This window comes from Mesorhizobium sp. M0189 (assembly GCF_040322135.1).
In the GTDB taxonomy this organism is placed as follows: Bacteria; Pseudomonadota; Alphaproteobacteria; order Rhizobiales; family Rhizobiaceae; genus Mesorhizobium.
The window spans coordinates 92182-115102 of record NZ_JAMYSW010000002.1; the positions used below are offsets into that span (position 1 = coordinate 92182).

General features: G+C 62.7%; 19 protein-coding genes. 9 read left to right on the forward strand and 10 right to left on the reverse strand.

Annotation, left to right across the window (positions count from 1 at the left end; all coding sequences use genetic code 11):
- Nucleotides 1-368: 368 nt before the first annotated feature.
- Nucleotides 369-554, reverse strand: a complete 186-nt coding sequence (locus NKJ09_RS03345) for a hypothetical protein (RefSeq protein ID WP_352493810.1) — start codon at nucleotides 552-554, stop codon at nucleotides 369-371.
- A 134-nt stretch (nucleotides 555-688) separates the two neighbouring features.
- On the opposite strand from NKJ09_RS03345, the gene NKJ09_RS03350 reads away from it, so the two are divergent.
- On the forward strand, nucleotides 689-1240 hold the full coding sequence (locus NKJ09_RS03350) for a group I truncated hemoglobin (RefSeq protein ID WP_352493811.1): 552 nt from the start codon (nucleotides 689-691) through the stop codon (nucleotides 1238-1240).
- A 127-nt stretch (nucleotides 1241-1367) separates the two neighbouring features.
- Here the strand turns inward: NKJ09_RS03350 and NKJ09_RS03355 are convergent, their stop codons facing one another.
- The 7 genes from NKJ09_RS03355 to NKJ09_RS03385 form a co-directional block, all read right to left on the reverse strand.
- Nucleotides 1368-2219, reverse strand: coding sequence for a transglutaminase-like domain-containing protein (locus NKJ09_RS03355; protein ID WP_352493812.1), 852 nt, complete (start codon nucleotides 2217-2219; stop codon nucleotides 1368-1370).
- Nucleotides 2220-2307: 88 nt separating this feature from the next.
- Nucleotides 2308-3189: a transglutaminase family protein gene (locus NKJ09_RS03360; RefSeq protein WP_352493813.1), complete on the reverse strand. Its 882-nt coding sequence runs from the start codon at nucleotides 3187-3189 to the stop codon at nucleotides 2308-2310.
- Nucleotides 3190-3262: 73 nt separating this feature from the next.
- Complete coding sequence (locus tag NKJ09_RS03365; protein WP_352493814.1) at nucleotides 3263-3856, reverse strand: SOS response-associated peptidase; 594 nt, start codon at nucleotides 3854-3856, stop codon at nucleotides 3263-3265.
- A 78-nt stretch (nucleotides 3857-3934) separates the two neighbouring features.
- On the reverse strand, nucleotides 3935-4192 hold the full coding sequence (locus tag NKJ09_RS03370; protein ID WP_352493815.1) for a hypothetical protein: 258 nt from the start codon (nucleotides 4190-4192) through the stop codon (nucleotides 3935-3937).
- A 278-nt stretch (nucleotides 4193-4470) separates the two neighbouring features.
- Nucleotides 4471-5013, reverse strand: a complete 543-nt coding sequence (locus NKJ09_RS03375) for a hypothetical protein (RefSeq protein ID WP_352493816.1) — start codon at nucleotides 5011-5013, stop codon at nucleotides 4471-4473.
- Between the two features lie 506 nt (nucleotides 5014-5519).
- A complete protein-coding gene (locus NKJ09_RS03380; protein WP_023677416.1) occupies nucleotides 5520-5720 on the reverse strand; it encodes a CsbD family protein in 201 nt (66 codons plus the stop codon).
- A gap of 194 nt (nucleotides 5721-5914) precedes the next feature.
- Nucleotides 5915-7198, reverse strand: coding sequence for an ROK family transcriptional regulator (locus NKJ09_RS03385; RefSeq protein ID WP_352493817.1), 1284 nt, complete (start codon nucleotides 7196-7198; stop codon nucleotides 5915-5917).
- Between the two features lie 194 nt (nucleotides 7199-7392).
- Here NKJ09_RS03385 and NKJ09_RS03390 point away from each other — a divergent pair, with 194 nt between their 5' ends.
- The 4 genes from NKJ09_RS03390 (at nucleotide 7393) to NKJ09_RS03405 (ending at nucleotide 12834) form a co-directional block, all read left to right on the forward strand.
- The gene (locus NKJ09_RS03390) at nucleotides 7393-9951 is read left to right on the forward strand and encodes an ATP-binding cassette domain-containing protein (protein ID WP_352493818.1); all 2559 of its coding nucleotides are present in this window, start codon (nucleotides 7393-7395) and stop codon (nucleotides 9949-9951) included.
- The gene (locus NKJ09_RS03395) at nucleotides 9948-10937 is read left to right on the forward strand and encodes an ABC transporter permease (RefSeq protein ID WP_352493819.1); all 990 of its coding nucleotides are present in this window, start codon (nucleotides 9948-9950) and stop codon (nucleotides 10935-10937) included. The genes NKJ09_RS03390 and NKJ09_RS03395 overlap by 4 nt, the downstream gene beginning before the upstream one ends.
- A gap of 46 nt (nucleotides 10938-10983) precedes the next feature.
- Nucleotides 10984-11985 carry a rhamnose ABC transporter substrate-binding protein gene (locus NKJ09_RS03400; protein WP_352488291.1) on the forward strand — a complete coding sequence of 334 codons (1002 nt, stop codon included), beginning with the start codon at nucleotides 10984-10986 and terminating at the stop codon, nucleotides 11983-11985.
- A gap of 87 nt (nucleotides 11986-12072) precedes the next feature.
- Nucleotides 12073-12834 (forward strand): glutamine amidotransferase, encoded by a 762-nt coding sequence (locus NKJ09_RS03405; protein WP_352493820.1) that lies wholly within the window; start codon nucleotides 12073-12075, stop codon nucleotides 12832-12834.
- A 114-nt stretch (nucleotides 12835-12948) separates the two neighbouring features.
- Here NKJ09_RS03405 and NKJ09_RS03410 read toward each other — a convergent pair whose 3' ends face one another.
- Nucleotides 12949-13830 (reverse strand): YihY/virulence factor BrkB family protein, encoded by an 882-nt coding sequence (locus tag NKJ09_RS03410; protein WP_352493821.1) that lies wholly within the window; start codon nucleotides 13828-13830, stop codon nucleotides 12949-12951.
- A gap of 222 nt (nucleotides 13831-14052) precedes the next feature.
- Between NKJ09_RS03410 and NKJ09_RS03415 the strand changes: the two genes are divergently transcribed.
- Nucleotides 14053-17898, forward strand: coding sequence for a caspase family protein (locus NKJ09_RS03415; RefSeq protein ID WP_352515892.1), 3846 nt, complete (start codon nucleotides 14053-14055; stop codon nucleotides 17896-17898).
- A 99-nt stretch (nucleotides 17899-17997) separates the two neighbouring features.
- The gene (locus NKJ09_RS03420) at nucleotides 17998-19314 is read left to right on the forward strand and encodes an NAD(P)H-dependent oxidoreductase (protein ID WP_352493823.1); all 1317 of its coding nucleotides are present in this window, start codon (nucleotides 17998-18000) and stop codon (nucleotides 19312-19314) included.
- A gap of 262 nt (nucleotides 19315-19576) precedes the next feature.
- On the opposite strand, the gene proC is transcribed toward NKJ09_RS03420, so the two are convergent.
- A complete protein-coding gene (gene proC / locus NKJ09_RS03425) occupies nucleotides 19577-20392 on the reverse strand; it encodes a pyrroline-5-carboxylate reductase (protein WP_352493824.1) in 816 nt (271 codons plus the stop codon).
- Between the two features lie 761 nt (nucleotides 20393-21153).
- Between proC and NKJ09_RS03430 the strand changes: the two genes are divergently transcribed.
- Together NKJ09_RS03430 and folD are read left to right on the forward strand one after the other, a co-directional pair.
- Nucleotides 21154-21804, forward strand: coding sequence for a hypothetical protein (locus NKJ09_RS03430; RefSeq protein WP_352515891.1), 651 nt, complete (start codon nucleotides 21154-21156; stop codon nucleotides 21802-21804).
- Nucleotides 21805-22013: 209 nt separating this feature from the next.
- Nucleotides 22014-22913, forward strand: a complete 900-nt coding sequence (gene folD / locus NKJ09_RS03435) for a bifunctional methylenetetrahydrofolate dehydrogenase/methenyltetrahydrofolate cyclohydrolase FolD (RefSeq protein WP_352493826.1) — start codon at nucleotides 22014-22016, stop codon at nucleotides 22911-22913.
- Nucleotides 22914-22921 lie beyond the last annotated feature (8 nt).

Sequence of the window (22921 nt, forward strand, 5' to 3'; positions counted from 1 at the left end):
CCAATGAGCGCGAACTGCTGGAGGAGGTTAGGTCTCTTCGTCGCTCAAAAGGCAGAGAGAAGGCGCACTAGCTTTGCGGCGTTCCGAGGTGAATTGGTCTAATCCCGCTTTGGCACAGCCGTTTGGCATCTGAATTGCCCATTGAGAATCGCCAGAGTGTAGCCACCGAGCTTGCGAAGGGGATGGAAATGGGCTTAGCCAAAGACTTATCAGATGTCGCGCTCACATTCGAATGTCCGGATTGCTCGCATCCGGCGGTAAGAAAGGGCTCTGCACTCAGAACAATCGCGCACTTCAAATGCGACGGGTGCAACGCAAAGGTGCGGATCACCTATCCGCAGAAGCTAGCGATTTTTGAAAAGCACAGGCTATTGGCCGCAGGCGACCGCCGCCAGCGAGGCCAGGAACACTACGGTGTCCGCAACATCGATCGGGCCGATGCGGCCGAAGTGGCTTCGCGACCTCTGCCGCGTGCAGCGACGCGTGCTTAAGCCTTCCTCATCCGCGCGGCCTTCGCCCTTTTTACGCATGTTGACCGTGAGAATGCCGTCCATCGGAATAATTCGGGCGAAGGGCTCGTTTGTTCCTTAGACGATGCTAAAATATAGCAAAGTGTCCGAATGTCACTTCATGAAGCCCGCCAGACAGGCTGCGGCTTGCTCTGGCCTAACCTCGAAGGGAACCAGGGATGAAAACGGCTGTTTCAACCTCTTTGACAAGACGAAGTGTTGTTGCCGCGCTGGCGCTGGCCGCCGCGTCGACGGCGGTATTGCCCGCCGACAACGCACTCGCCCAGGCCAAGAAAACCACAGCTGAAAAAAGTCTGTATGAGCGGTTGGGGGGCGTGTTCGCCATCGCAGCGGTGATCGATCATTTTAGCGACGCCGTCGTGAAAAACCCGATCGTCGGCAAGAAGTCGAAGAACCCACAATTGCGCAAGTGGCACACCAAGAACCTTGAAAGGTTGCCCGGCCTCAAGTTCATGCGCACGCTGTGGGTCTGCGACGTTTCTGGTGGGCCCTTCAAGTTCGTCGCCACCAAGCCCGGCACGACGCCGCTCGGCCTCGAGGAGGCGCATCGCGACCTGCGGATTTCCCCTGCGGAATTCGATGAGGTCGCAGCGGAACTCGGGCGGACCCTGGATCATTTCAAGATTCCGAAGCCTGAGAAAACCGAAGTCTTGGAAGCTTTCGCCACCCACAAAGACGAGGTCACCGCCGGCAACGTCAAGCGGGGCTGAAGCGCTTATATCGTGCGGGCGGATGCATTCGCATGGCGCCAGCGTCGCCCTGAATGCAGCGCGGCCCTGACCTCGAGATCAGAGGGGCCTCGGGACATCGTCGACCCACCTCTACGAACCTTGCAGCTCAAGGTGAGAACGCGGAATTTTCGACAGACGCCAGGGAAGGTTCGGCCTGGACCTCCTCCGTCACGACTTCGAAACGGGTAAGCCGCGAAAAACCGAAACTGGTTGAGATGGCGACGTCGGTCGCGTCGCGCCCGGTTGCCATCAATATCCGCCCGATGCGCGGGCGGTTGTGGCGAGGATCGAATGTGAACCAGGTGCCGGCGAGATAGGCCTGGAACCAGGCGCTGAAATCCATCGGATACGGCGCCGGCGGTACCCCGATGTCACCGAGATAGCCGGTGCAGTACCGCGCGGGAATATTCATGCAACGGCATAGCGCGATCGCCAAATGGGTAAAGTCACGACAAACGCCGGCCTGGTCGGTGAAGCTGTCGTGAGCCGTCCGCAGCGGGTCAGCTTTCTGGTAATCGAAGACGATGTGATTGTGAACGAAATCACAGATCGCCTGGACACGCGCGCATCCAGGCGCGGTATTGCCGAATTTCGCCCAGGCAAAATCTCCAAGACGATCGGTATCGCAGTAGCGGCTGCCGAGAAGAAAGACGAGCACCTCGTCCGGCAGGTCCTTGATCTTGTGCTGCACAGCCTGCTCGGCGACCGCATCGGGCTCGCCGCTATCGTAGATATCGAAGGTGGTTGAGATCGTCGTCTGGCCCGAGGGCGCCTCGATCCTCGTGCAGGCGTTGCCGAAACCGTCGACGTAGCCGCGTGCTTCGACGGGACGATCGAAATCGATGACCTGTTCCGTCAACAGATCGACCCGGCGCGATGGATGGATTTCGAGCGCCAACAGCATCGGCGTTGGCTGCGGACATTCGTAGGTGAGGGTGTAACCTGCGCGTATCCGCATCGACGCTCCGATTGTTGTCATTCAGCAACCGGGCAAACTCCGCGTCGGCCAAACAGTTCCGGGAAAACATCAGCGGATGCTAATTTTCCTACGCACCGATCTCCTTCGCCACATTCACCTCGACGGTCATTGCAAGAAAGCTCGACGCGCTTCCCGAATAACTCCCGGAAAGCGGAATGGCTTGACGAGGATGCCGGGCCACGGCCACCCTGATCAAATCCCGATTGCCGACAATGCCATTGGTGGGGTCGAACTCGACCCAGCCGGCACCCGGCAGGTAGACCTGGCACCAGGCATGCGTCGACCCGCCGCCAAGAACCGTCGCGCTGTCGCGGCTCGGCACATAGACGTAACCAGTCACAAAACGGGCGGCAAAGCCGAGCGAACGAACCGCCTCCATCATGAACAGCGCAAAGTCCCGGCATGTGCCGCGACGCAGGTGCAACGTCATCAGCGGCGGCTGCGTCCCTGGCTCGCTTCGACGGGAATACACAAAGCTCTCGTGGATGGCATAGCAAAGCGTCATCAACAGATTGCCGGTCCCGGTGTGCCCTGCGGCACTGAGGAACTGTCGTGCCCACTTGCCAACCTCGTCACTGTCATCCTCGTATTGACGTTCCATCGTCTGGGAGAGATCTGCGGCTTCGTCGGGATCGTAGGAAAACGGATAGTGAAGCGCAGCTTCGTCGATACGGAAATCGGGCGCATGCTGCGGCGTGTGGTCCAGCCGAATGTCTGTCGCAAAGCGCAGTTCTTTCGCGGGGTTCTCGAAATCGATCACCGCCACGCAGTTTCCGAAAACGTCATGGATCCAGCGAACCTCTTTCGGCTCGGGATCGACAGACAAGGCGTGGTCCAGGAGTCTTTGATCGAAGCTGTCGCGCGGTCTGAACATCAGCCGATGCTCGCCGAACCTCACCGGCCGGCTATAGCGATAGACCGTCGTATGCTGGACTGAGAAGATCGGCATCAGTTTTGGTCGACAAGTTTACCTGCGATGTTGGCGCAATCATATAATCTTTTCCACGCTCATTCGATGGTTCCTACTCGGAACCTGCGCGAACTGTTTCCGCTCTGATCGACCCTTCCGGCAGCGGCCGCATGAGTTCAGCCTCGGACTTCGTCAGATGGATCCATGCCGCCCAGTCCGATGGCGGGAGCACAACCACTTGCCGATTGTGATATGGCGCCACGTCCGGCCCCGGATCGGTCGTCAGCATCGTGAACGTCGGCGGCTTGTTGCCGACACCCTCGCGCCAAAGCCCGGCAATCGCCATGAACGAATGGCCATTCAGCGTGAACTTGTGCTTGGCTTTCGGATATTTCGTTCCCGTGAATTCGAAGAATGCCGACGCCGGGACGAGGCAGCGTTTGCTGTTGCCGAATTGTCGACCCTCCGAGCGAAAGTTGAATACAGGTCCGCCTTTTGGTCCGGCCGGAGGAAAGCCGAACGTCATCGACGCCAGTTCGATTGTGTTGCCGGCAGCCCGCATTACAGGCGCGGGGTCGTTGATGTGGATGTCATCCGCCTGCGGCAGATCCAGTTCGGTTTGATGGCTGGGAATATTGAGCGCCAGCAAAGCCATCATCCGGCAGTACTCGGCCCAGGCGATGTGCTGCTCGTAGTCATTGCACATTAAATGGCTCCGGACGCTCGATCGAGATCAGTTTCAATATAGCGTTTTCGGTTCGCGCCGATTGCTGCCGGACTTGCCCTATTTGGGCCGGCGTGCGGCGGCGATGGCCTGCAACAGATTGATGCTGTTCATGTCGGGTTCGCTGGATGCGGCAACGGCAAGTGCGGCGGCCTCGGCTATTGTCGCGACGTCGTCGCTGCTGATTGTTCCGCGCTTTTCCAGCAGATTTATAAGTTCGACAACGAGAAGAAAGGCGTTCACGCCATATCGTTCGGCTTTGAGCTCGAACTCGCCTCGAGCCAATCTCTCCGCGTCTCCTTCAGCCCGTTTGTCCATCTCGGCGTCCTCTCCTATGGCGACAAGCTGTGAACGCTTAGCACGAATGGTTTAATCCTTCGAACTGGCCACACCTTTCGCCAGTTGCCGATTGCCCGAGCTTGGCACCGTGTCGCCGGCGGCAAGGGCACGGCTTCAGCCAAGGATGAGACCTGCCAATAGAACCGTAAGGATAAGGGACAGCACGACGGCAAGCAGCCCGCATGCCTCCAAGGTGTTGGTTTGCCAAACTTTCGTCGGGCGCCTCCGGTTTGAATTCCCGTTTCGCGAAACAAACTTCATCGGGCACCAGATTGGACGCGGAGCCGGCTTGAATTTGTGTAAGCGCTCGTCTTCATCTGTCCGGAACGGCAGATGCGCCGCGGCATCTCCACGGAACTCCGAAGCACTGCCTGCGCGGCGCCGGCCTGCTTTTCATCGACGCGGGCCATCACCAGAACGACACCCTCTGCGATCTTCGGCTTGCCCGGCTTCTGGGCAAAATTGGCGAAGGTTCCGAGAAGCCCGCCGCCAAAGCCGCCCCACGCCGCACCGACCAGAGCCATGCCGGTCATCCCCGCGGGATCAATGCCCTGAGCTCCAAAAGCGCTAAAACCGGCCAGCAGACCAGCCGTCGCGCCAAGTGCGGCCCCTGCGCCCGCACCCCGCCAGAGACCGCTCATCTCATCGTCGTAATATCCAGCAACGCTGATCGGTTCATCGTTGTCATTGTAAGATCCGACCACGCTGATCTGCCGGCGACGAATCCCGCCGGCCTGAAGCCTGGCAACAGCACGTGCTGCCTGGGCATGGGAATCGAACAGTCGGCTGATCGTTTGCATTTGCGCCCAAACCCGACGCTCGTTCGGAACGTCGGGCTTCTCCTCTCTGGCTTGAACTCTTCCGCCCAGACGCATCTTGGTCGCGCCAAAGCTCACTACAACGTGAGCCAGCCGGCTACGTTCCTCAGCCGGGGCTTCGGTCCATTCCTGGAGCGTCTTGCTTGGGACCTAAGTCTGACCAGCTTGGGTGTGCTGAGGCCATGCCGACCGGGCCGCCGGCTCGAAGAGAGGGCTCAGATGTGCTATCGCAGACCCAAAAAGCTCAAAATAGCGATTACGATCACGATGGCGCCGACCAGCCAGATAATGTTGTTCATGATTGCACTCCTTCGCCTCCGGGCTAGGCGCACGTCGGGGTGAAGCCCGCCACGCAAGTAGAACATTAGATACGGCTAAAGGTTCCTCCCGGGCCTCGCTGTCGAAAGGGCCCGCCGCACCAGTCGGCACGGCGGGCGACGCAGAGTTCACCCCGGTGGTGGGGCAGCAGACGGCGTTGCGTCCAAGACTCAGCTGATGCTTCTGGACCAGTCATCTACCTGGCGCTCTGCCTCTTCCTTGGCGATGCCATATCGCTCCTGGATACGTCCCAAGAGCTGGTCTCGGTTGCCTTCGATGCGATCAAGATCATCGTCGGTGAGGTCACCCCACTGCTCTTTCGCCTTGCCTTTGAACTGCGTCCATTTTCCCTTGATTTGATCCCAGTTCATGTGTTCCTCCTTGCTTCCTGGGGCCCGCACTAAAGCGGAGCGCGGACCGATCGAGCATTTCGATGTCGGTAACGAATGAAGATCAGCAGCCGCTAAAAGTTCCGGTGCCGGCGCAAAAAGCCCGCCGTGTCAGTGCCGGACTGTGAGCTGATGTTGATGATGTCCAGAGCTTGATGCTCGTTCGCAGCACCATCTTATCCCGTTGAAGGCGCTGAGCTTCTTGCTGGTTGGCCTTGGCTGGCAAGCCTCGAAAGGCTGCCCAGCAGCATTGTTCTGTCCTTGCCGATCATCAGCACGCCGCTGTCGGGCGCCAACAGTGCCGAGAACGGCAGCATCGCCGCGCCGATCGGCGAAGCCTCGGGGCCGAATTGTCCCGACACGATTTCCGGCGCCACGATGCCGATGGCGCTGATCCTGTTGAACTGGGTCTGCACCTTCGCCAGCAGCTCGAGATGGATCGGCCGCGGCAGGATGCTGTCGAGGACGATCGCCTCGATGTCGATCACGGAGGTGATGGCGATGATCGCCTCGACCAGCGCATTGGCACAATCGTCGATCCATTCCGACAGCGGCTCGCGCGCCCCCGGCGGCAAGGGATCGAGTTCGCGCGCACGATTGATCTCGACGCCGCGCGATTTGAGATGATTGACCAGAACATAGATCGAAGCGCGATGCAGCAGGCTCTGGTAGCGCGCCGGCTTGGCCGCCACCGAATCGAGGCTTGAAGGCGAGACCGGCAAAGGACCGAGCGCGGCGCTGTTGCCGTGCGGCCCGGTGTGGACCTTGCCGCCTTGCACCAGTCCGCCGCCGACAAAGGTGTCGATCGAGATATGCATGAAGTCGCGGAACCGTGCGCCGGTCCCCTGGATGAGCTCGGCGAGTGCGGCCGATGACGCGTCGTTTTCCACGAAGACCGGGGTCTTCGGTTTTGTGGCGAAGAATGTCGTCAGATCGATTGCTTCCCAGCGGCTACCGAGGTCGTCGGGAAAGCCGAGTTCCTCGCTCCAGCCGCCGAGGAAATATGGCGAAGCGATGCCGACGCCGACGATGCTGGCATCGCCAAGCCCCTCGACCAGCTTGTTGAAAGTGGCCAGCGACATGTTGCCGGCCTTGAGCACCAGATCGGGGTCCGGAAAGCGATATTCGTGCGACTCGCGCGAGCGGACCTCGCCGGCGAAGTCGACGAGCACGGCTTCCAGCGCGCGCCGGCCGATCTTGATGCCGACGCTGTAGATGCGCTCCGGTGCAAGTCGGTAGAGAGTGGACGGCGACCCCCGTTGTCCGAACCTTTTTCCCACTTGCTTTACGAATCCCGACGATTCCAGCCCGTCGACAATGGTGGCGACCGCGGCCGGCGTCAGATTTGCGGCGCGCGCCAGATCGGACTTGGATGCCTCCTTCAGGCGGCGGATGGCATCGAGCACGAAGCGCTCGTTATAATGCCGAACCTTGACCGAATTGCTGCCTTTTCCGGACAAACCGGCGCCTCCCCATTTCATTGCCGCGGAACTGCTCTAGTCGCCTGCAGCTTTGAAGTTGCCGCAGTCGAGCGCTCCAGCTGCACCCGTGCGCGAAGCGACAGTGCCCTTCGGGGCCACGGAAGTCAATTTTCCAGTTGCGGCGCCGGCCCATTTAATATAGCAAATTGAAGAAACAGGACCAGGGAGGAAGGGTGCTGCACTTGGGCGCATTAGGCGAAGCCGATGCCATGGTGAAGAGCGACGTGGCGGTCCCCGTTGCCCTGGTTCAGGCGACAAAGGCCTTCGGCGGCACCATTGCCCTCAAGGACGCGTCCTTCGAATTGCGCCCAGGCGAGGTGCTGGCTCTGCTTGGCGAAAACGGCGCCGGCAAGAGCACTTGCGTGAAGCTGCTGGCCGGCGTGTACCTCTCTACCGGCGGCCATATCGAAGTCGACGGCAAGCCTGTGGTCTTCCATTCGCCGCACGATGCCCAGGCTGCCGGCATCTCGGTCATGCACCAGCATCCTGGTCTTTTCCCGGATCTTTCGGTGGCGGAAAACATCTATCTCGGCCATATGCCGCGCGATCGCTTCGGCGGCATCGACAACGCTGCCGTGCTTGCCGGCGCGCGCAAGGTGCTGGCGACAGTCGGCCTCGACGTGCCGGCCGAAACCCGGCTCGGAACGTTGCGCACCTCCGAACAGCAACTGGTCGAGATCGCCCGCGCCCTGTCGCTCGACGCGCGGGTGCTGATCATGGACGAGCCGACGGCCGCCCTGTCGCAGCGCGAGGTCGAGCGGCTGTTCACCGTCGTCGCCGACCTGCGGCTGCATGGCGTGGCGATGATGTTCGTCGGCCATCGCATGGACGAGATCTTCCGCATCGCCGACCGCATCGCGGTGCTGCGCGACGGCCGCCTCATTGGCATCAAGCCGAAGGCCGAGCTTGGTCGCGCCGCCGCCATCGGCATGATGGTCGGCCGCGAAGTGACCGACCTCTATCCGGAACGAAACCACGCCACCGGCGCGCTGGTGCTGGAGGCGAGGGGGCTTTCGCATGCCGGCGGCTTTTCCAACATCGACCTCAAGCTCCACGCCGGAGAGGTGCTCGGGCTCGGCGGCCTGGTCGGCAGCGGGCGGACCGAGATCGCGCGCGTGCTGTTCGGCATCGACCAGCCGGATGCCGGCGAAATCCTGATCGACGGCGAGGCCGCGCACTTTGCATCGGCACGCGACGCCATGGATGCGCGCATCGCCTATGTCTCGGAAGATCGCATGGGCCAGAGCCTGGTGATGGACTTTTCGATCCTCGACAACGCGGTGCTGCCCGTGCTCGACAAGGCAGCTCGCTCCGGCTTCTACGGCACGGACCGCGCGATCGATCTGGTTTCGGACTGGCTGAAGCGGATGAAGCTTCGCTTTTCCGGCTACGGGCAGCCGGTAAAGGAACTGTCCGGCGGCAACCAGCAGAAGGTGGTGTTGGCCAAATGGCTGCGCACCGAGCCGCGCGTCCTCATCCTCGACGAGCCGACGCAAGGCATCGATGTCGGCACCAAGGCGGAAGTGCATGCGATGATCGCCGACCTTGCCGCACAGGGCATGGCTATCATCCTGATCTCCTCGGAAATGCCCGAGCTCATCGGCATGTGCGACCGCATCATCGTCCTGCGCGAAGGCCATCGGACGGCCGAATTTGCCAGGGGCGAAGCCACCCAGGAAAAGGTGCTGGAAGCCGCGACGAAGGCCGACAAACGCGCCGACCCGGCAGCGCAGGCCGCCAGCGAAGAGAAAAGAAAAGGACCGCTCGACATACTGAAGCGGCGGGAGTTCGGCCTGCTCGCCGCGATGCTGGCGGTCGCCATCCCGGTCACCATTATCAATCCGCGCATGGTGAGTGCGGCAAACCTGACCGCCGTGTCGATGGATGCAGCCCTGCTGGTAGTTGCAGCACTCGCTCAGATGCTGGTGCTGATCACCCGCAACATCGACCTTTCGATCGCCGCGGTGATCGGCTTGTCGGCTTACATGGCGGCGAGCATGGTCCAGGCCTATCCAGGGCTCGACATCGGCATCGGCCTGATGACCGCATGCGCGGTCGGTGGTGTCGCTGGCCTGATCAACGGCCTTGTCGTTACCAGGGGAAAGATCCCGGCGATCGTCGTCACGCTGGCCTCGATGTCGATCTTCCGCGGCTTCAACTCGATCTGGGCAGCCGGCGACCAGATCAGCGCCGACGAAGTCACGCAAGCCTGGCTCGACATGACCGGCCTGAAGATCGCCGGCGTGCCGCTGATCGTCATTATCGCGATCGTCATCCTGTGCCTGGGTTATGTGCTGCTCTATCGCACCGCCATCGGACGCGAACTGTTTGCCGCCGGCTCCAATCCCGACGGCGCACGTCTTATCGGCATCCCCGTCGACCGGCGGATTCTGCTGGCCTTTGGCATGGCCGGCCTGCTCGGCGGCCTGTGCGGTGCGCTGTGGGCATCCCGCTATGCGACCATCGATGCCCGCGTCGCGCTCGGTTTCGAACTCACCGTGATCGCGTCGGCGGTGGTCGGCGGCGTCGCCATCCGCGGTGGTTCGGGCACGCTGCTCGGCATCATCCTCGGCGCGCTCACGCTGCTCGTCATCAAGAACGGGCTGACGCTGGTGCGCGTCGACCCGCTGTGGCTGCAGGGCGTCTACGGCCTGGTGATCCTGGTCGCCATCGGCATCGACACCTTCATCGTGCGGCGTGCCGAGCAGGCAAGACAGGCGAGGGCGCGGTGAGAAAGTTCCTCCGTTCGATCGACTTCTGGGATCTGCTGCTGGCGACCTCCTGCGTGGCCATCTTCCTCTACGCGGCGATCGTCGTGCCGAATTTCGTCTCCGGCTTCAATCTCTCGCAACTGGCCGCCAGCGCCTCGGAAAAGGCGCTGCTGATCCTGCCGATGACGCTGCTCATCATCACCCGCGAAATCGACCTGTCGATCGCCTCGGTGCTGGCGCTGACGTCCGTCGTCTTTGGCTTGCTGGTACAGGCCGGCGTGCCAACGCTTGCCGCAATCCCGCTGACGCTCGTCGCCGGCGGCCTGCTCGGCGCTTTCAACGGCTACCTGGTCTCGGGCCTTGGACTGCAGTCGCTGGTGGTGACGCTCGGCACGATGGCGCTCTATCGAGGTATTGGCTACATCCTGCTCGGCACCGGTTCGGTCAACATCCTGCCGCCCGCGGTCGTGGATTTCGGCATCAACAATCTGCCGGGCACCGAGATACCGTGGACCATCGTCCCCTTCCTGGCGCTGGCGCCGGTGTTTGCGGTCGTGCTGCAGAAGACGCCGACCGGCAAGCGCATCTACGCGCTCGGCGGCAGCCCCGAGGTGGCGCGCTATTCCGGCATAAACACGCGCCGGGTGGTGCTGAACCTGTTCGTCGTCTCGGGCGTCGTCGCGGCGATAGCCGGCATCGTCTATACCGCGCGCCTTTCCAATGCCCGCGCCAACAATGCGCTCGGCATGGAGCTCGACGTCATCACCATCGTGCTGCTCGGCGGCGTCAGCGTCTTTGGCGGCAAGGGCCGCCTGACCGGCGTCATGCTGGCGTTGGTCCTGATCGCCATCATCCGTAACGTGCTGGCGCTGAACCAGATCGGCGGCGACGCGCAGGGCATGATCATTGGCCTGCTTCTGATCGGCTCGCTGCTGGTCGGCAATTACTGGCGCTCCACACAGGAGCTGCTCAGCAGATCCCGCGCAATGCGCGAGACAAAGGGGTGATCTCGGGCCCCTTCCTTTAAGCCCGAATTTTGACGGAGGAGTCATAATGAAAGCGTTTAGATTAGCCCTGCTCGCATCCGCGGTTCTGCTCGCGCCAACCTCGCTGGCCTTCAGCCAGGAATGCGCCAAGGAACCCGTAACGGTCGGTTTCCTGCCCAAGCTCGACACAGACCCCTACTTCAAAGTGGCTTTTGGAGGTGCACAAGAGGCAGCCAAGGAAATTGGCGGCACCGCTACCCAGGTCGCCCCATCGCAGGCGACCGCCGAGGCGCAAATCGAATTCATCAACAGCCTCGTGTCGCAGAAGGTCGGGGTCATCGCAATTGCCGGCAACGACGCCAATGCCGTCGCGCCGGCGCTGAAGCGCGCCGTTCAGCAGGGCGTCAGGGTGATTTCCTATGACTCCGATGTGGCCGCCGATGCTCGCGCGGCATTTGTCAATCAGGTCAAGGGCGACAGCCTCGCAGAAATGATGCTGGAAAGTGCATTCGCCCTCAGCGGCGGTGAAGGCGAATTCGCGATCCTGTCGTCGACGCCGACGGCGACCAACCAGAACGCCTGGATCGACTTCATGAAGGCGAAGATGGCCGCCGAGCCGAAGTTCTCCAAAATGAAGCTGGTGCAGGTGGCCTATGGCGAAGAAAGTGAACAAATCAACCAGCAGCAGGCGCTGGCGCTGGTCCAGGCGTTTCCCGATCTCAAGGTGATCATCGTCCCGGCAGGCATCGGCCTTCCGGCGGCCGCGCGTGCGCTCGAGGAGGCGGGCATGATCGGCAAGGTCAAGCTGACCGGCCTCGCGCCGGCTACTCTGATCTCGAAATACATCAAGGACGGGGCGGCCCAGGATATCTGGTGGAACGTCACCGATCTTGGCTATCTTACCTACCAGACGGCCCAGGCGCTTGCGCAGTGCAAGATCACCGGAAAGGAGGGTGAGAAGTTCACGGCAGGCAGGCTCGGCGAATACACGATTGGCGCCGGCGGCGAACTGATCCTTGGTCCGGCCAAGATCGTGACCCCTGAAAATCTGGCCGAGTTCAAGTTCTGATCCTTAAGAGCTCGAACTCTGGCGGGGGCGCGGGTCCATCCGGCGCCCTTCCTGAACCTCTCGAATCAAAACAGTGCGGGGGCGGCAATGAAGATATTGCTTGCAGGCGAAACCTTTGCGGCGACGACGTCGGTCGCCGTCGGTAGCGATGTGCTTACAAGTGCGACCTCGACAAATGGCGCGACGGCCTTCAATGCCGCGCTGGCCGATGAGCGCATCGCGGTCACGCAGATCGGCGGCGAGCGTTGCGGCGCGGAGTTTCCCTATGACCTCGATGCGCTCGCCCAATATCGGGCGGTGGTGATCTCCGACGTCGGCGCCCTGACATTGCTGGTGACGCCGGATGCCCGCGCCGGGCGTGTCGGCGTCAACCGCCTCGATCTGCTCAAGGCCTATGTCGAACGTGGCGGCGGGCTGATGCTGGCCGGCGGCTATATGGGTTTTCAGGGCATGTTCGGGACGGCGCGTTTCCACGACACCCCGGTCGAGGACGTGCTGCCGGTCCGTTGCCTCCCCTACAGCGACGGCATGGAGGTCCCGCAAGGCCTGCAGACCTCCATCCTGCAGTCATCCCACCCGATTTTTTCCGGGGTGGAGGGGCCGTTGCCGCCGATCCTCGGCATGAACAAGCTGGAATTCAGGCACGACGGTTCGTCCCGGCTTCTGGCGACCTGCCACCACCGCGGCACCGACTGGCCGCTCCTTGCCGTCGGTAGCCATGGCCGCGGCCGCACGATTGCCTGGGCAACAGATATCGGCCCGCATTGGCTCTCGCAGAATTTCCTCGGATGGCCGTTCTACGGAAAACTGATGGCGAACATGGTCCGTTGGCTCGCCGGCAATGAATGAGAAAGCTGGACACCAGGTTTGACCGATGCAGTTCGCCTGCCGGCGCGGCCGATGCCGCGCGAGGCGCCGGTGACAGGCACCACCTTGCCGGCCAAGTCGAATTTCGGCGTGAACTCATTTGTCATGCGATTCCACCTTGTTCTTCAAATCGGACCGGCTGCCGTGCCGAACCGAATAGGCTCGCGTGAATTCGGCGCCCAGCAGAAATATCTCGGCCGAATAGTAGACCCACAACAGCACGACGAGCAGGGCGCCGGCCGCGCCGTACGACGATGCGAAAGCGCTGGTTCCGATATACCAGCCAATCAGCGACTTGCCGATGGTGAACAGAAACCCGGTGACGACGGCGCCAAGGCCGACATCGCGCCATTGCAGACTGCGGTCGGGCAGCACCTTGTAGATCGCGGCAAACAGCAGCGCGATCAGGGCAAACGAGACAATCCCGTTGACCGCGCTCAGGATGATGGTGCCGAACGGCAGATAGGCGTTGATGACGTCTCCGAGCGCCGAAATCGCGGCGCTTACAACCAAGGACACCAGGAGCAGGAAACCGAGAGCGGCGACCAGGCCCAGGCTTGCAATGCGTGCCCGCACCAGCCGTGAGATCGTTGCTGCCCTCGGTTTGACTTTCCAGATTTCGTTCAGCGCCAGCTGCATTTCGCCGAACACGCCGGATGCGGCGACGAACAGCGTGACCAGCCCCAGAATGCTGGCAAGGGTTCCCGCTTCCTTCTGCGAAGCGTTTTCGATCGTCGCCTGCAGCAGCTCGGCACTTTGCGGTCCCATCAGGCCGGCGATCTGTGCCGAAAGGGCGAGTTGTGCCGCCTCGTGCCCGAAGGCCATGCCGGCGATAGCGACGACGATCAGCAGGATCGGCGCAAGCGAGGTCGTGGCATAAAAAGCTATCGCCGCCCCATGGCTCAGCGCATTGTCATCGATGAAGCCGAGGACGCTCTGCTTGAGGAGCCTCCAGCTCTCTGCTGCCAAATTCCACATGTGGGCCTCGCATGCTGTCAACAAACAAGTAGCGGCGGCGCAGCGCTGGGCGAGGGAGGGGCGCGAAGATCGCAACGGAGCGGCACGACAGGCCACGACAAGAACACCTCTTGCCCGAACACTTGCCAAGCGCCGGCCATCATGATGCCATGGCGCTGTGGAAGATTGCACGCTGGGTTGGGGTGGGCGATGTTGTTTCCAGGTGCAACAGGGCGCATAGGCGTGGCGTTTGCCGCGCTGCTTTTGTGCGCGCTGGTTCCTGCTCGGGGCGAGGAGCCGAAGGCGCTAAAAGGCGTCGCGCTCGTCATCGGGCAGTCCGACTATGAGCATGTCGGCAAGCTGCCCAATGCGGAAAACGACGCCCGCGCCATCGAGGAGATGTTCGACAGGCTCGGCTTCGAAACCGATGTCGCGACCAATCGCGACGCACGCAAATTGCGGCGCGACCTCGAAGGCTTCGTCGACGATGCCGAGGGTGCCGACGTCGCCATTATCTACTATTCCGGCCACGGCATCGAAGCCGGTGGCGAGAATTTCCTGGTGCCCGTCGATGCCGACATTGCGGCGCTCGAGGATGCCGGCGAGAAGCTGGTCCCGCTGTCGTCGATCGTGGCCGAACTGAAGGCCAAGGTGCCGGTCACCATCGTGCTGCTCGATGCCTGCCGCAACGACCCGTTTCCGCCGGGCACGCTTTTGAAACTCAAGCCGGGTGAAGCGGGCAAGCCGATCGGCGCCGGCGGCCTCGGCGAAACGCGCAGCGTCGTGGCGCTGAACGACAGCGCGCCGGCCAAGGGTTCGGCCGACGACAGCGGTTCTGGCAACGACAGCTTGGGCCAAGTCATCGGCTTTGCCGCCGAGCCCGGCAAGGTGGCGCTCGACGGTCCCGCCGACGGCAACAGCCCCTACGCGGCAGCCATATTGCGTCACATCGACACGATGGGCGGCGAGGAATTCGGCACTGTGCTGCGCATGGTCGGCGAGGAGGTCTATCTCAAGACCGGCGGCCGGCAGCGGCCCTGGGTCAATGAGAGCCTGCGCCGGCTGCTCTATTTCGGCACGCCCGCCGAGGTGCCGAAAGGCGAGGAGGGCGAGATCCTCACAGAGCGCCGCCGGCTGCTGCTGACGATCTCGACGCTGCCCGACCCGCAACGCCGCCAGATCGAGACGATCGCCCGCGACGGCGGCGTACCGATGGACGCGCTCTACGCCATGCTGAAGACGCTGGGCACCGAGACACCCAGGGATGCAGCCGAACTCGACACATTGCTGCGCGGCCAGACCGAGCGGCTGAAACAGGTACTGGCCGAGCAGGCGACGCTGAAGAGCCAGGATCCGGAAATCGTCCGGCTTTCAAAACTGGCCGAACAAGCGGTGCAGGAAGGCGCGCTGGAAGCAGCGCAGAAAATCCATGAACAGGCCAAGGCCCGCGTTGGCGAACTGTCGAAGACCGTCGACCAGGCTGAAGCCGACCTCAAGGCGCGTCGTTTCGAGTTTGCCGAGGTTTTCGGCGACAGCGCCAAAACCTACGAAATCTCCTTCAGCTATCAGGCGGCAGCCCAGGACTATGCCAAGGCCTATGAGCAGGTCGAGAAATGGGACGACCATGAAGCCTGGTTCTACAAGGCAGCCGAGGCCCAGGCGCTCTCCGCGCATGGTTCTTTCTCGGGCGACAACGCCTTTCTGGTGCAGGCGGTCGCTGCCTATGAAAAGGCGCTGACCTATGTGTCGCGCGAAAACAGCCCGCGGCAATGGGCGGCCACGCAAAACAATCTCGCCACCACACTGTCGACGCTGGGCGAGCGCGAGGCCGGCCGCGAAGACCTCGACAAAGCGGCAGCCGCCTTCGATCAGGCGCTGAGCGTCTACACGCGCGACGCCAATCCGGACGACTGGGCCTCGACGCTAGGCAATCTCGGCACCGTCTATTGGCGGCTCGGCCAGCGCGAGAACGGCACGACGTTGCTCGACAATGCCGTTGCCTCGTTCTGCGCGGCGCTCGAGGTGCAAGTGTCGAAAAAGCTGCCGCTCGAATGGGCGGCGACTGAGAATAATCTCGGCATCGTGCTCTCCGAACTGGGTGAGCGCCAAGCCACCAGCGACAGCTTTCGCGCCGCCATCGAAGCGCATCGCGCCGCGCTGACCGAATACCGCAGGGAGCGCGGGCCGCTCGACTGGGCGTTGAGCCAGGTCAATCTCGGCGCGGCCTTGTTCCGCCTCGGGGAGCGTGAACAAGACGTACCGACGCTTGAGCAGGCCGTTGCCGCCTATCAGGCGGCGACGGAGGAAATGACGCGCGAGCGCGCGCCGGCGCAATGGGCGACGATCCAGAACAATTTGAGTTCGGCGCTGGAATCGATCGGCCAGATCAATGGCGACATTGCTACGCTTCAGCGTGCTCGGGAGGCGGCAGAGGCCGCACTGACGGTGTGGACGCGCGACCATGCGCCGGCCAGCTGGGCAAACGGCCAGTTGACGCTTGGCAATGCCTTGCAGCGTCTCGGCGCCAGGCAGGCCGGCAATGACGCGCTGCTCAAGGCGGTCGCTGCCTATGAGGCCGCACTTTCTGAATATCCGCGCGAAAAGCTGCCGCTCGACTGGGCTTCGTTGAACCAGAATCTGGGCTCGGTCTATGCGACGCTTGGCGATCGGGACACCGGCATCGACTATCTCCGGAAGTCGGCGTCCGCCTATCGCGAGGCCTCGCAGGTCTATACCGTCGCCGCCGCGCCGCTCGAATTCGCCTCAATAGAGCACAGTCTCGGCAACTCGCTGTCGACCTGGGGCGACCGTGCTCGCGACAAAGCGGTCCTTGAAGAAGCGGTCGCCGCCTATGATGCAGCGCTCACCGTGCGAACCAAGGAGAGCGCCCCGAAGGACTGGGCGAAGACGCAGTACCGGCTGGGCGCAGCACTTTCCATGCTCGGCAAGGCCGATGGCGGTTCGGACGAGGCGCTCCAGCGCTCGGCGGTGGCCTATCGCGCGGCGCTCGAAATGCAGAGCCGTGACAGCGACCCCGACGCTTGGGCGGCAACGCAATGGGGTCTCGGCCATGTGCTCCTGGTTCTGGGCGACCGCACGCAGGACGGCGAAGCGTTCAACCAGTCGGCGACGGCGCTTGAAGCGGCGCTGCCCTTCTACGACCTCGCCACGGTGCCGGAAGATCACGCCCAGCTGCAGAACGAACTCGGCAGCGCCTATTACTACCTTGCCGGCAGCGCCAATGACCCGTCGCTCTACCAGAAGGCGGCGGCCGCGCATGAAAAGGCACTGGCCGTCTATGCCACGCTGCCCGACCGCTCGCTCTGGGCTTCGGTCGAAGGCGACCTCGGCAATGTCCGCATGATGCAGGCAAACGCCAGTTCCGACCCGGACGCCATGGCCAAGTCTGTCCAGGCCTATGAGGCGGCACTGACAGTGATAAGCCGCGACAGGGATGCCGACGAATGGCTGCGCAACCAGACCAATCTGGCCAGCGCGCTTTCGACGCTGGGCTACTGGCGCGACGACGTTGCCCTGCTGAAGCGTTCGGCCGGCATCTATCGTTCGATCCAGAGCGTGCGCTCGCGCGACCGCGCCCCCGAACGTTGGGCCAGCACGCAGGCAAGCCTGGCCAATGTGCTTGGCATGATCGGCGCGAAAGAGCCTTCGCCGGCTTTGTTCCACGAGGCGGTCGCCGTCTACCGAGCATTGGCAGACCAGGTCGACCGCGACCGCGACCCCGAGCGCTGGGCGAGCATGCAAAACGAGATCGGCTATCAGCTGACGCTCGCCGGCCGCGCCGGAAACAACGTCGCCAAATTCGAGGAGGCGGTGCCGATCCTGCGCGAGGCCATCGCCGTGCAGAAGAAGATCGGTTCGGTGCCGGGCATCGCTTTCACCGAGGACAGCCTGTGCGACGTGCTTACCGATCTGGGTGCTGCTCGCAAGCAGAAGGCAATGGCCGAGGAAGCGATAGCCGCCTGCCAGCATGCGCTCGTCATCTTTCGGGATGGCAAGATGGACGACCTTGCCGCCGGCTCCGCAAAGAACCTTGCCGAGGCACAAGCCTTGCTGGCCGAATTGCAATAGCGCACAGGAAAAGGCGGCCGCGGCCGGTTTCGATTGGCAAAGGGTTGCCGTTCCCTGCTATTCCCGCTTCAAATCAAAAAAGCAGTGGACGTTTCCAGCATGACCAATGTCGCCTTGACCGGGCTTGCCCGGGATCTTGCCAAGCGCGCGGCGGAAGGCCGCCCGGTGCGCATCGGTGTCATCGGGTCGGGCGAGATGGGCACCGACCTGGTGACACAAGGCATGCTGATGCCGGGCATTTCGGTTTGCGCGATTTCGACCCGCCGGCCGCATACGGCGCGTGACGCCATCCGCATCGCCTATGGCGACGAGGCAATGGCAGCCGAAGCGGACAGCGCTTCGAAGGTCAGCCAAGCGATCGAGAGCGGCAAGATCGCAATCACCTCGAACGAGATGCTGGTCACCAATCCGCTCATCGATGTTGTCATCGATGCCACCGGCAAGCCCGGCGTCGCCGCCGATTTCGACCTGATGGCGATGCAGCACGGCAAGCATCTGGTGATGATGAATGTCGAGGCCGACGTCACTATTGGCTGCTACCTCAAGCAGCAGGCCGACCGGCTCGGCGTCGTCTATTCGGTCGGTGCCGGCGACGAACCGTCGAGCTGCATGGAGCTGATCGAGTTCGCCTCGGCGCTCGGCTACACCATCGTCTCCGCCGGCAAGGGCAAGAACAACCCTCTCAACCACGACGCTGTTCCCGACGACTACCGCGAGGAAGCGCTGCGCCGCAACATGAATCCGCGCATGCTGGTCGAGTTCGTCGACGGCTCGAAAACCATGGTCGAGATGTGCGCCATCGCAAACGCCACTGGGCTGGTACCCGACGTTCCCGGCATGCACGGCCCCAAGGCCGACCGTGACGAGTTGGTCAAGGTGCTGATCCCGCGCGAGCAGGGCGGCATCCTGTCGAAGAAGGGCGTTGTCGACTATACCGTCGGCAAGGGCGTGGCGCCCGGTGTCTTCGTCATCGTCGAGGCGACTCATCCGCGGATCATCGAGCGCATGGACGATCTGCATATCGGCCACGGCCCCTATTACAGCTTCTTCAGGCCCTACCATCTGACCTCGCTGGAAGTGCCGCTGACGGCCGCCCGCATCGCGCTTTACGGCAAGCCCGACATGGTGCCGCTGCCGAGGCCGGTGGCCGAGGTCTGCGCCGTGGCCAAGCGCGATCTGGCGGCAGGCGAGACGTTCGACGCGATCGGCGAGACCTGCTACCGCTCCTGGACCATGACCGTCGAGGAGGCTCGCGCCCACCACGCCGTGCCCGTCGGCCTGCTCGAAGGCGGCAAGGTGCTGAAACCGGTGAGGAAAGGCGAATTGCTCACCGCCGACAATGCCGCGCCCGACCCGACGACCAGGCTATTCGCCTTGCGCCGGCTGCAGGACGAGATGCTGTATGGGGCGGGTTAGGTGCGGTGCAGAAACTTTGACGTCGGCGGGACAGCGCCCCTCTCTGTCCTGCCGGACATCTCCCCCACATGGGGGGAGATCGGACGTCACGCCGGCTTTCGCCAATCTCCAACATCGCAGTTCGTGAGCGGAGCGCCCAAACTGCCAATCTCCCCCCTTGTGGGGGAGATGTCCGGCAGGACAGAGGGGGGGCGCGAAGGATCGCTACAGAGCGTTTGCTATTGCCCCTGAAACGCACGGCCGACCCACGCCTCGACAGCTGTTACTTCCCCAGCTCTACCGACCGCAGCCGCGCCGCTTCCACCGCCTCGGTGAGCAGGCGTGTCAGCCGGTCCTCGCCCATCAGTACTGCAAGGGCCGCAGCCGTGGTGCCGTTGGGGCTGGTCACCTGCTGCCTGAGCACGCCGGGCTCCTCGCCGCTTTCGGCGGCCAGCGATGCGGCGCCGTAGACCGTCTGCATTGCCAAGAGCTTGGCAGTCCCGGCCGGCAGGCCAGCCTTCTCGGCGGCCACCGTCAGCGCTTCGATGAAATGGAAGATATAAGCTGGACCGGATCCGGAGACTGCCGTCACCGCGTCCATCAGGCCCTCGTCGTCAATGTCGGCCACTTGCCCGCTCGCCGAAAGCAGATCGGCGACAAGGTGTTTGGTGTCCTCGGAAACCAGCCTGTTGGAAAACACCACCATCATGCCCTTGCCGATTGCCGCCGGCGTGTTGGGCATGCAGCGCACGATCGGCGCGCGGTCGCCGAGAATGCCTTCGAACGTGGCGACCGGTGTCCCGGCGGCGATGCTGAGGAAAGTGGTTCGGCCATCGTTGAAGCGGATGTAGCCAGCCGTCACGTCGCGGATCACCTGCGGCTTGACCGCCATGACGACGAGGGCCGGCACGGCGTTGGCCGGTATGGCGCCGACATCCGCGGCAGCACCGCAGCCCAGTGCTTCGGCACGCTTGCGCAACTCGGCATTGGGCTCGACCACGAACACCGCAGCCGGAGCGAGCTTGCCGGCTTTCAGCCAGCCGGAGAGCATGGCGTAGCCCATATTGCCGCAACCGGCGAGAACAAGCCTGATCGTCATCGAAGCTCTCCATTCGAAATGGTTGGCTTTGCCATAGACGTTCGTGGACGGACGGGGAAGCCCCTCTCGGACCTTGATCAGGGGCCGGGTTATGTCGCCGCTTTCGCCGCCTGATCGGGCTCGGTCAGTCCTGACCCGATCACTCTGGACGGCCAGGTTCGGCCCATCCCAGACTAAAAACAGGGACTGCAGACGAGGTGGGAGCGATAGCCTGGATTCTCCAACAGCGCACCAAAGCCGACAAGAAATCCTCCCCAACCAAGCACAACTGCCACGGCCACGACGCCGACTCCCATAGCCATCTTGCAAGCCGCCACGGCCCCTGAAGAAAAGCGCCATGGGCGTATCAAAGCAAGGATTGCGGTCCCTGCCAGCAGACTAAGCACCGGAACTCCGAAGAGCACAGCGTGCATCTCCAGCATCAGCGCAAACGGAGTGTCTGGCGTTATCATACGGATAGCCTCCCCCGAATTCTGACGGTGTTCAAGATGGCGACTTCATGAACAATGGAACGTCTGCCTCCAACCCTAACGACATCCCGCCATTTTTCGAGTGATCGACCAATCGCGGGCGACGAACTCGATGGCATTGTCTTAAGGCGGGAAACGAGGTCTCTCAGCCGACCAAATTAACCTTTTATTTCCTATGCCTGTTTAGCATCGCTTAACCAGTGGGCGGTCGCTACGTCCCAGCCCTAGGGGAAAGCTCCAGGAACCATGGCTTACAGGGATAATCGTCAACACCGGAGGAACGAGCTGTCCTTGCTGTCGCTCGTCGAGGCAGTGCGCGACGAGGACGAAGCATCGCTGGTTTCGCTAGAGGAGCGTGCAGGCGCGTCATGGCGCGAGGATGCCGCCACACGGCATCGTCTCGCCCGGTCGCGCCGCGAGGCGCGTGCCAGTCCGATCCTGTTGGCAGCCGCCGGCACAAGCCAGCTCCATCCTGATGGGCCGGAGGCCGCCACCATACTGACGGAAGAGCCTGCAGCTGCCGATGTATTGTTCGACCCCGCTGGCTCCGTTGGCGGCCGCGATGCTGGTCCCGCTGAGGACAAAGCGTACCGGGCAGCGCGTCGGGGTCCGATCGGTACCGTGTTGTCAGCGCTGCGCAGGCTCATGCCCGGCAGAGCGCCGGAGGAGATGGCGTCCGGCGAGACTTCCGCCGCGACAAATTCCGGCGCAGCGATGCCGCCTGCCTTCGATCTACAGCCGCTCTATGCCGGACAGCCACCTTATCCGCAGCAACCCACGCCGCAGCATTCGGCCTATACTCAGGCCTGGTCGAAGGAGGCAAATCAGGTTTCGGAAGCCGCCGATCAGCAAAGCCAGATCGAGGAAATCCGTGCCAGCCTGCGTGAATTCCGCGAAGCGGTTCGCGAGCTCACCGAAAACCGCACGCGCCGCTATTTCTAAGCGTCGAATAAAACATGCCGGTTTCGAGTTAGCGGCATGGGACGGCGCATTGACGGGATTGCCCGGCTCGATTTTCGTGAAAATGCCGCGCTGCATGTCCGCCCGGCTGCGCATGGTTCTGGGCAACGACATGCATAAAAGGTATCTGGAGTACGCCGCGGGGATGCTTTAACGCGGCAGGCTTAGGCGATCGGCGTCGAGGGTGGTTCATGGCTGAGTTGATTGACGGAAAAAGCGTCGCCGAAGACGTGGTGCGGCGGGTCAAGGCCCTGGTCGCCGAACTGGCGGAAAAGGGCGGACGGCAGCCCGGCCTCGCGGTGGTCATCGTCGGCGAGGATCCGGCGAGCCAGGTCTATGTCGCCTCCAAATCCCGCACCGCCAAGGAATGCGGCTTCCATTCGGTTCAGCACACGCTGCCGGCCGAGACCTCCGAGCCGGACCTGTTGAAGATCATCGGCCAGCTCAACGCCGATCCGGCCATCAACGGCATCCTGGTGCAGCTTCCGCTTCCCGGCCATATCGATGCCGGCAAAGTCATCCAGACCATCGCGCCGGAGAAGGATGTCGACGGCTTCCACTTCATCAATGTCGGCAAGCTCGGCACCGGCGAGCTCGAGACCGCCTTCGTGCCTTGCACGCCGGCCGGCTCGATGCTGCTGATCGAACGGGTGCGCGGCAAGGATCTGTCCGGCCTCAATGCGGTCGTCGTCGGGCGCTCGAACATCGTCGGCAAACCGATGGCGAATCTACTGCTTGCCGCCAACTGCACGGTCACCATCGCACACAGCCGCACCAGGGACCTGCCGGCGCTTGCCCGCACCGCCGATATTCTGGTCGCAGCCGTCGGCCGGCCTGAAATGGTCCGCGGCGACTGGGTCAAGCCTGGCGCCACCGTCATCGACGTCGGCATTAACCGCATCGCCGCACCTGAAAAGGGTGAAGGCAAGACCCGCCTCGTCGGCGATGTCGAGTTTGCCGAAGCAGCGAAGGCGGCCGGCGCCATCACGCCGGTGCCTGGCGGCGTCGGGCCGATGACCATTGCCATGCTGATGGCCAACACGCTAGCTTCCGCCTACCTCGCAGCCGGGTTGAAACGGCCTTCCTTCTGACCAGAGAG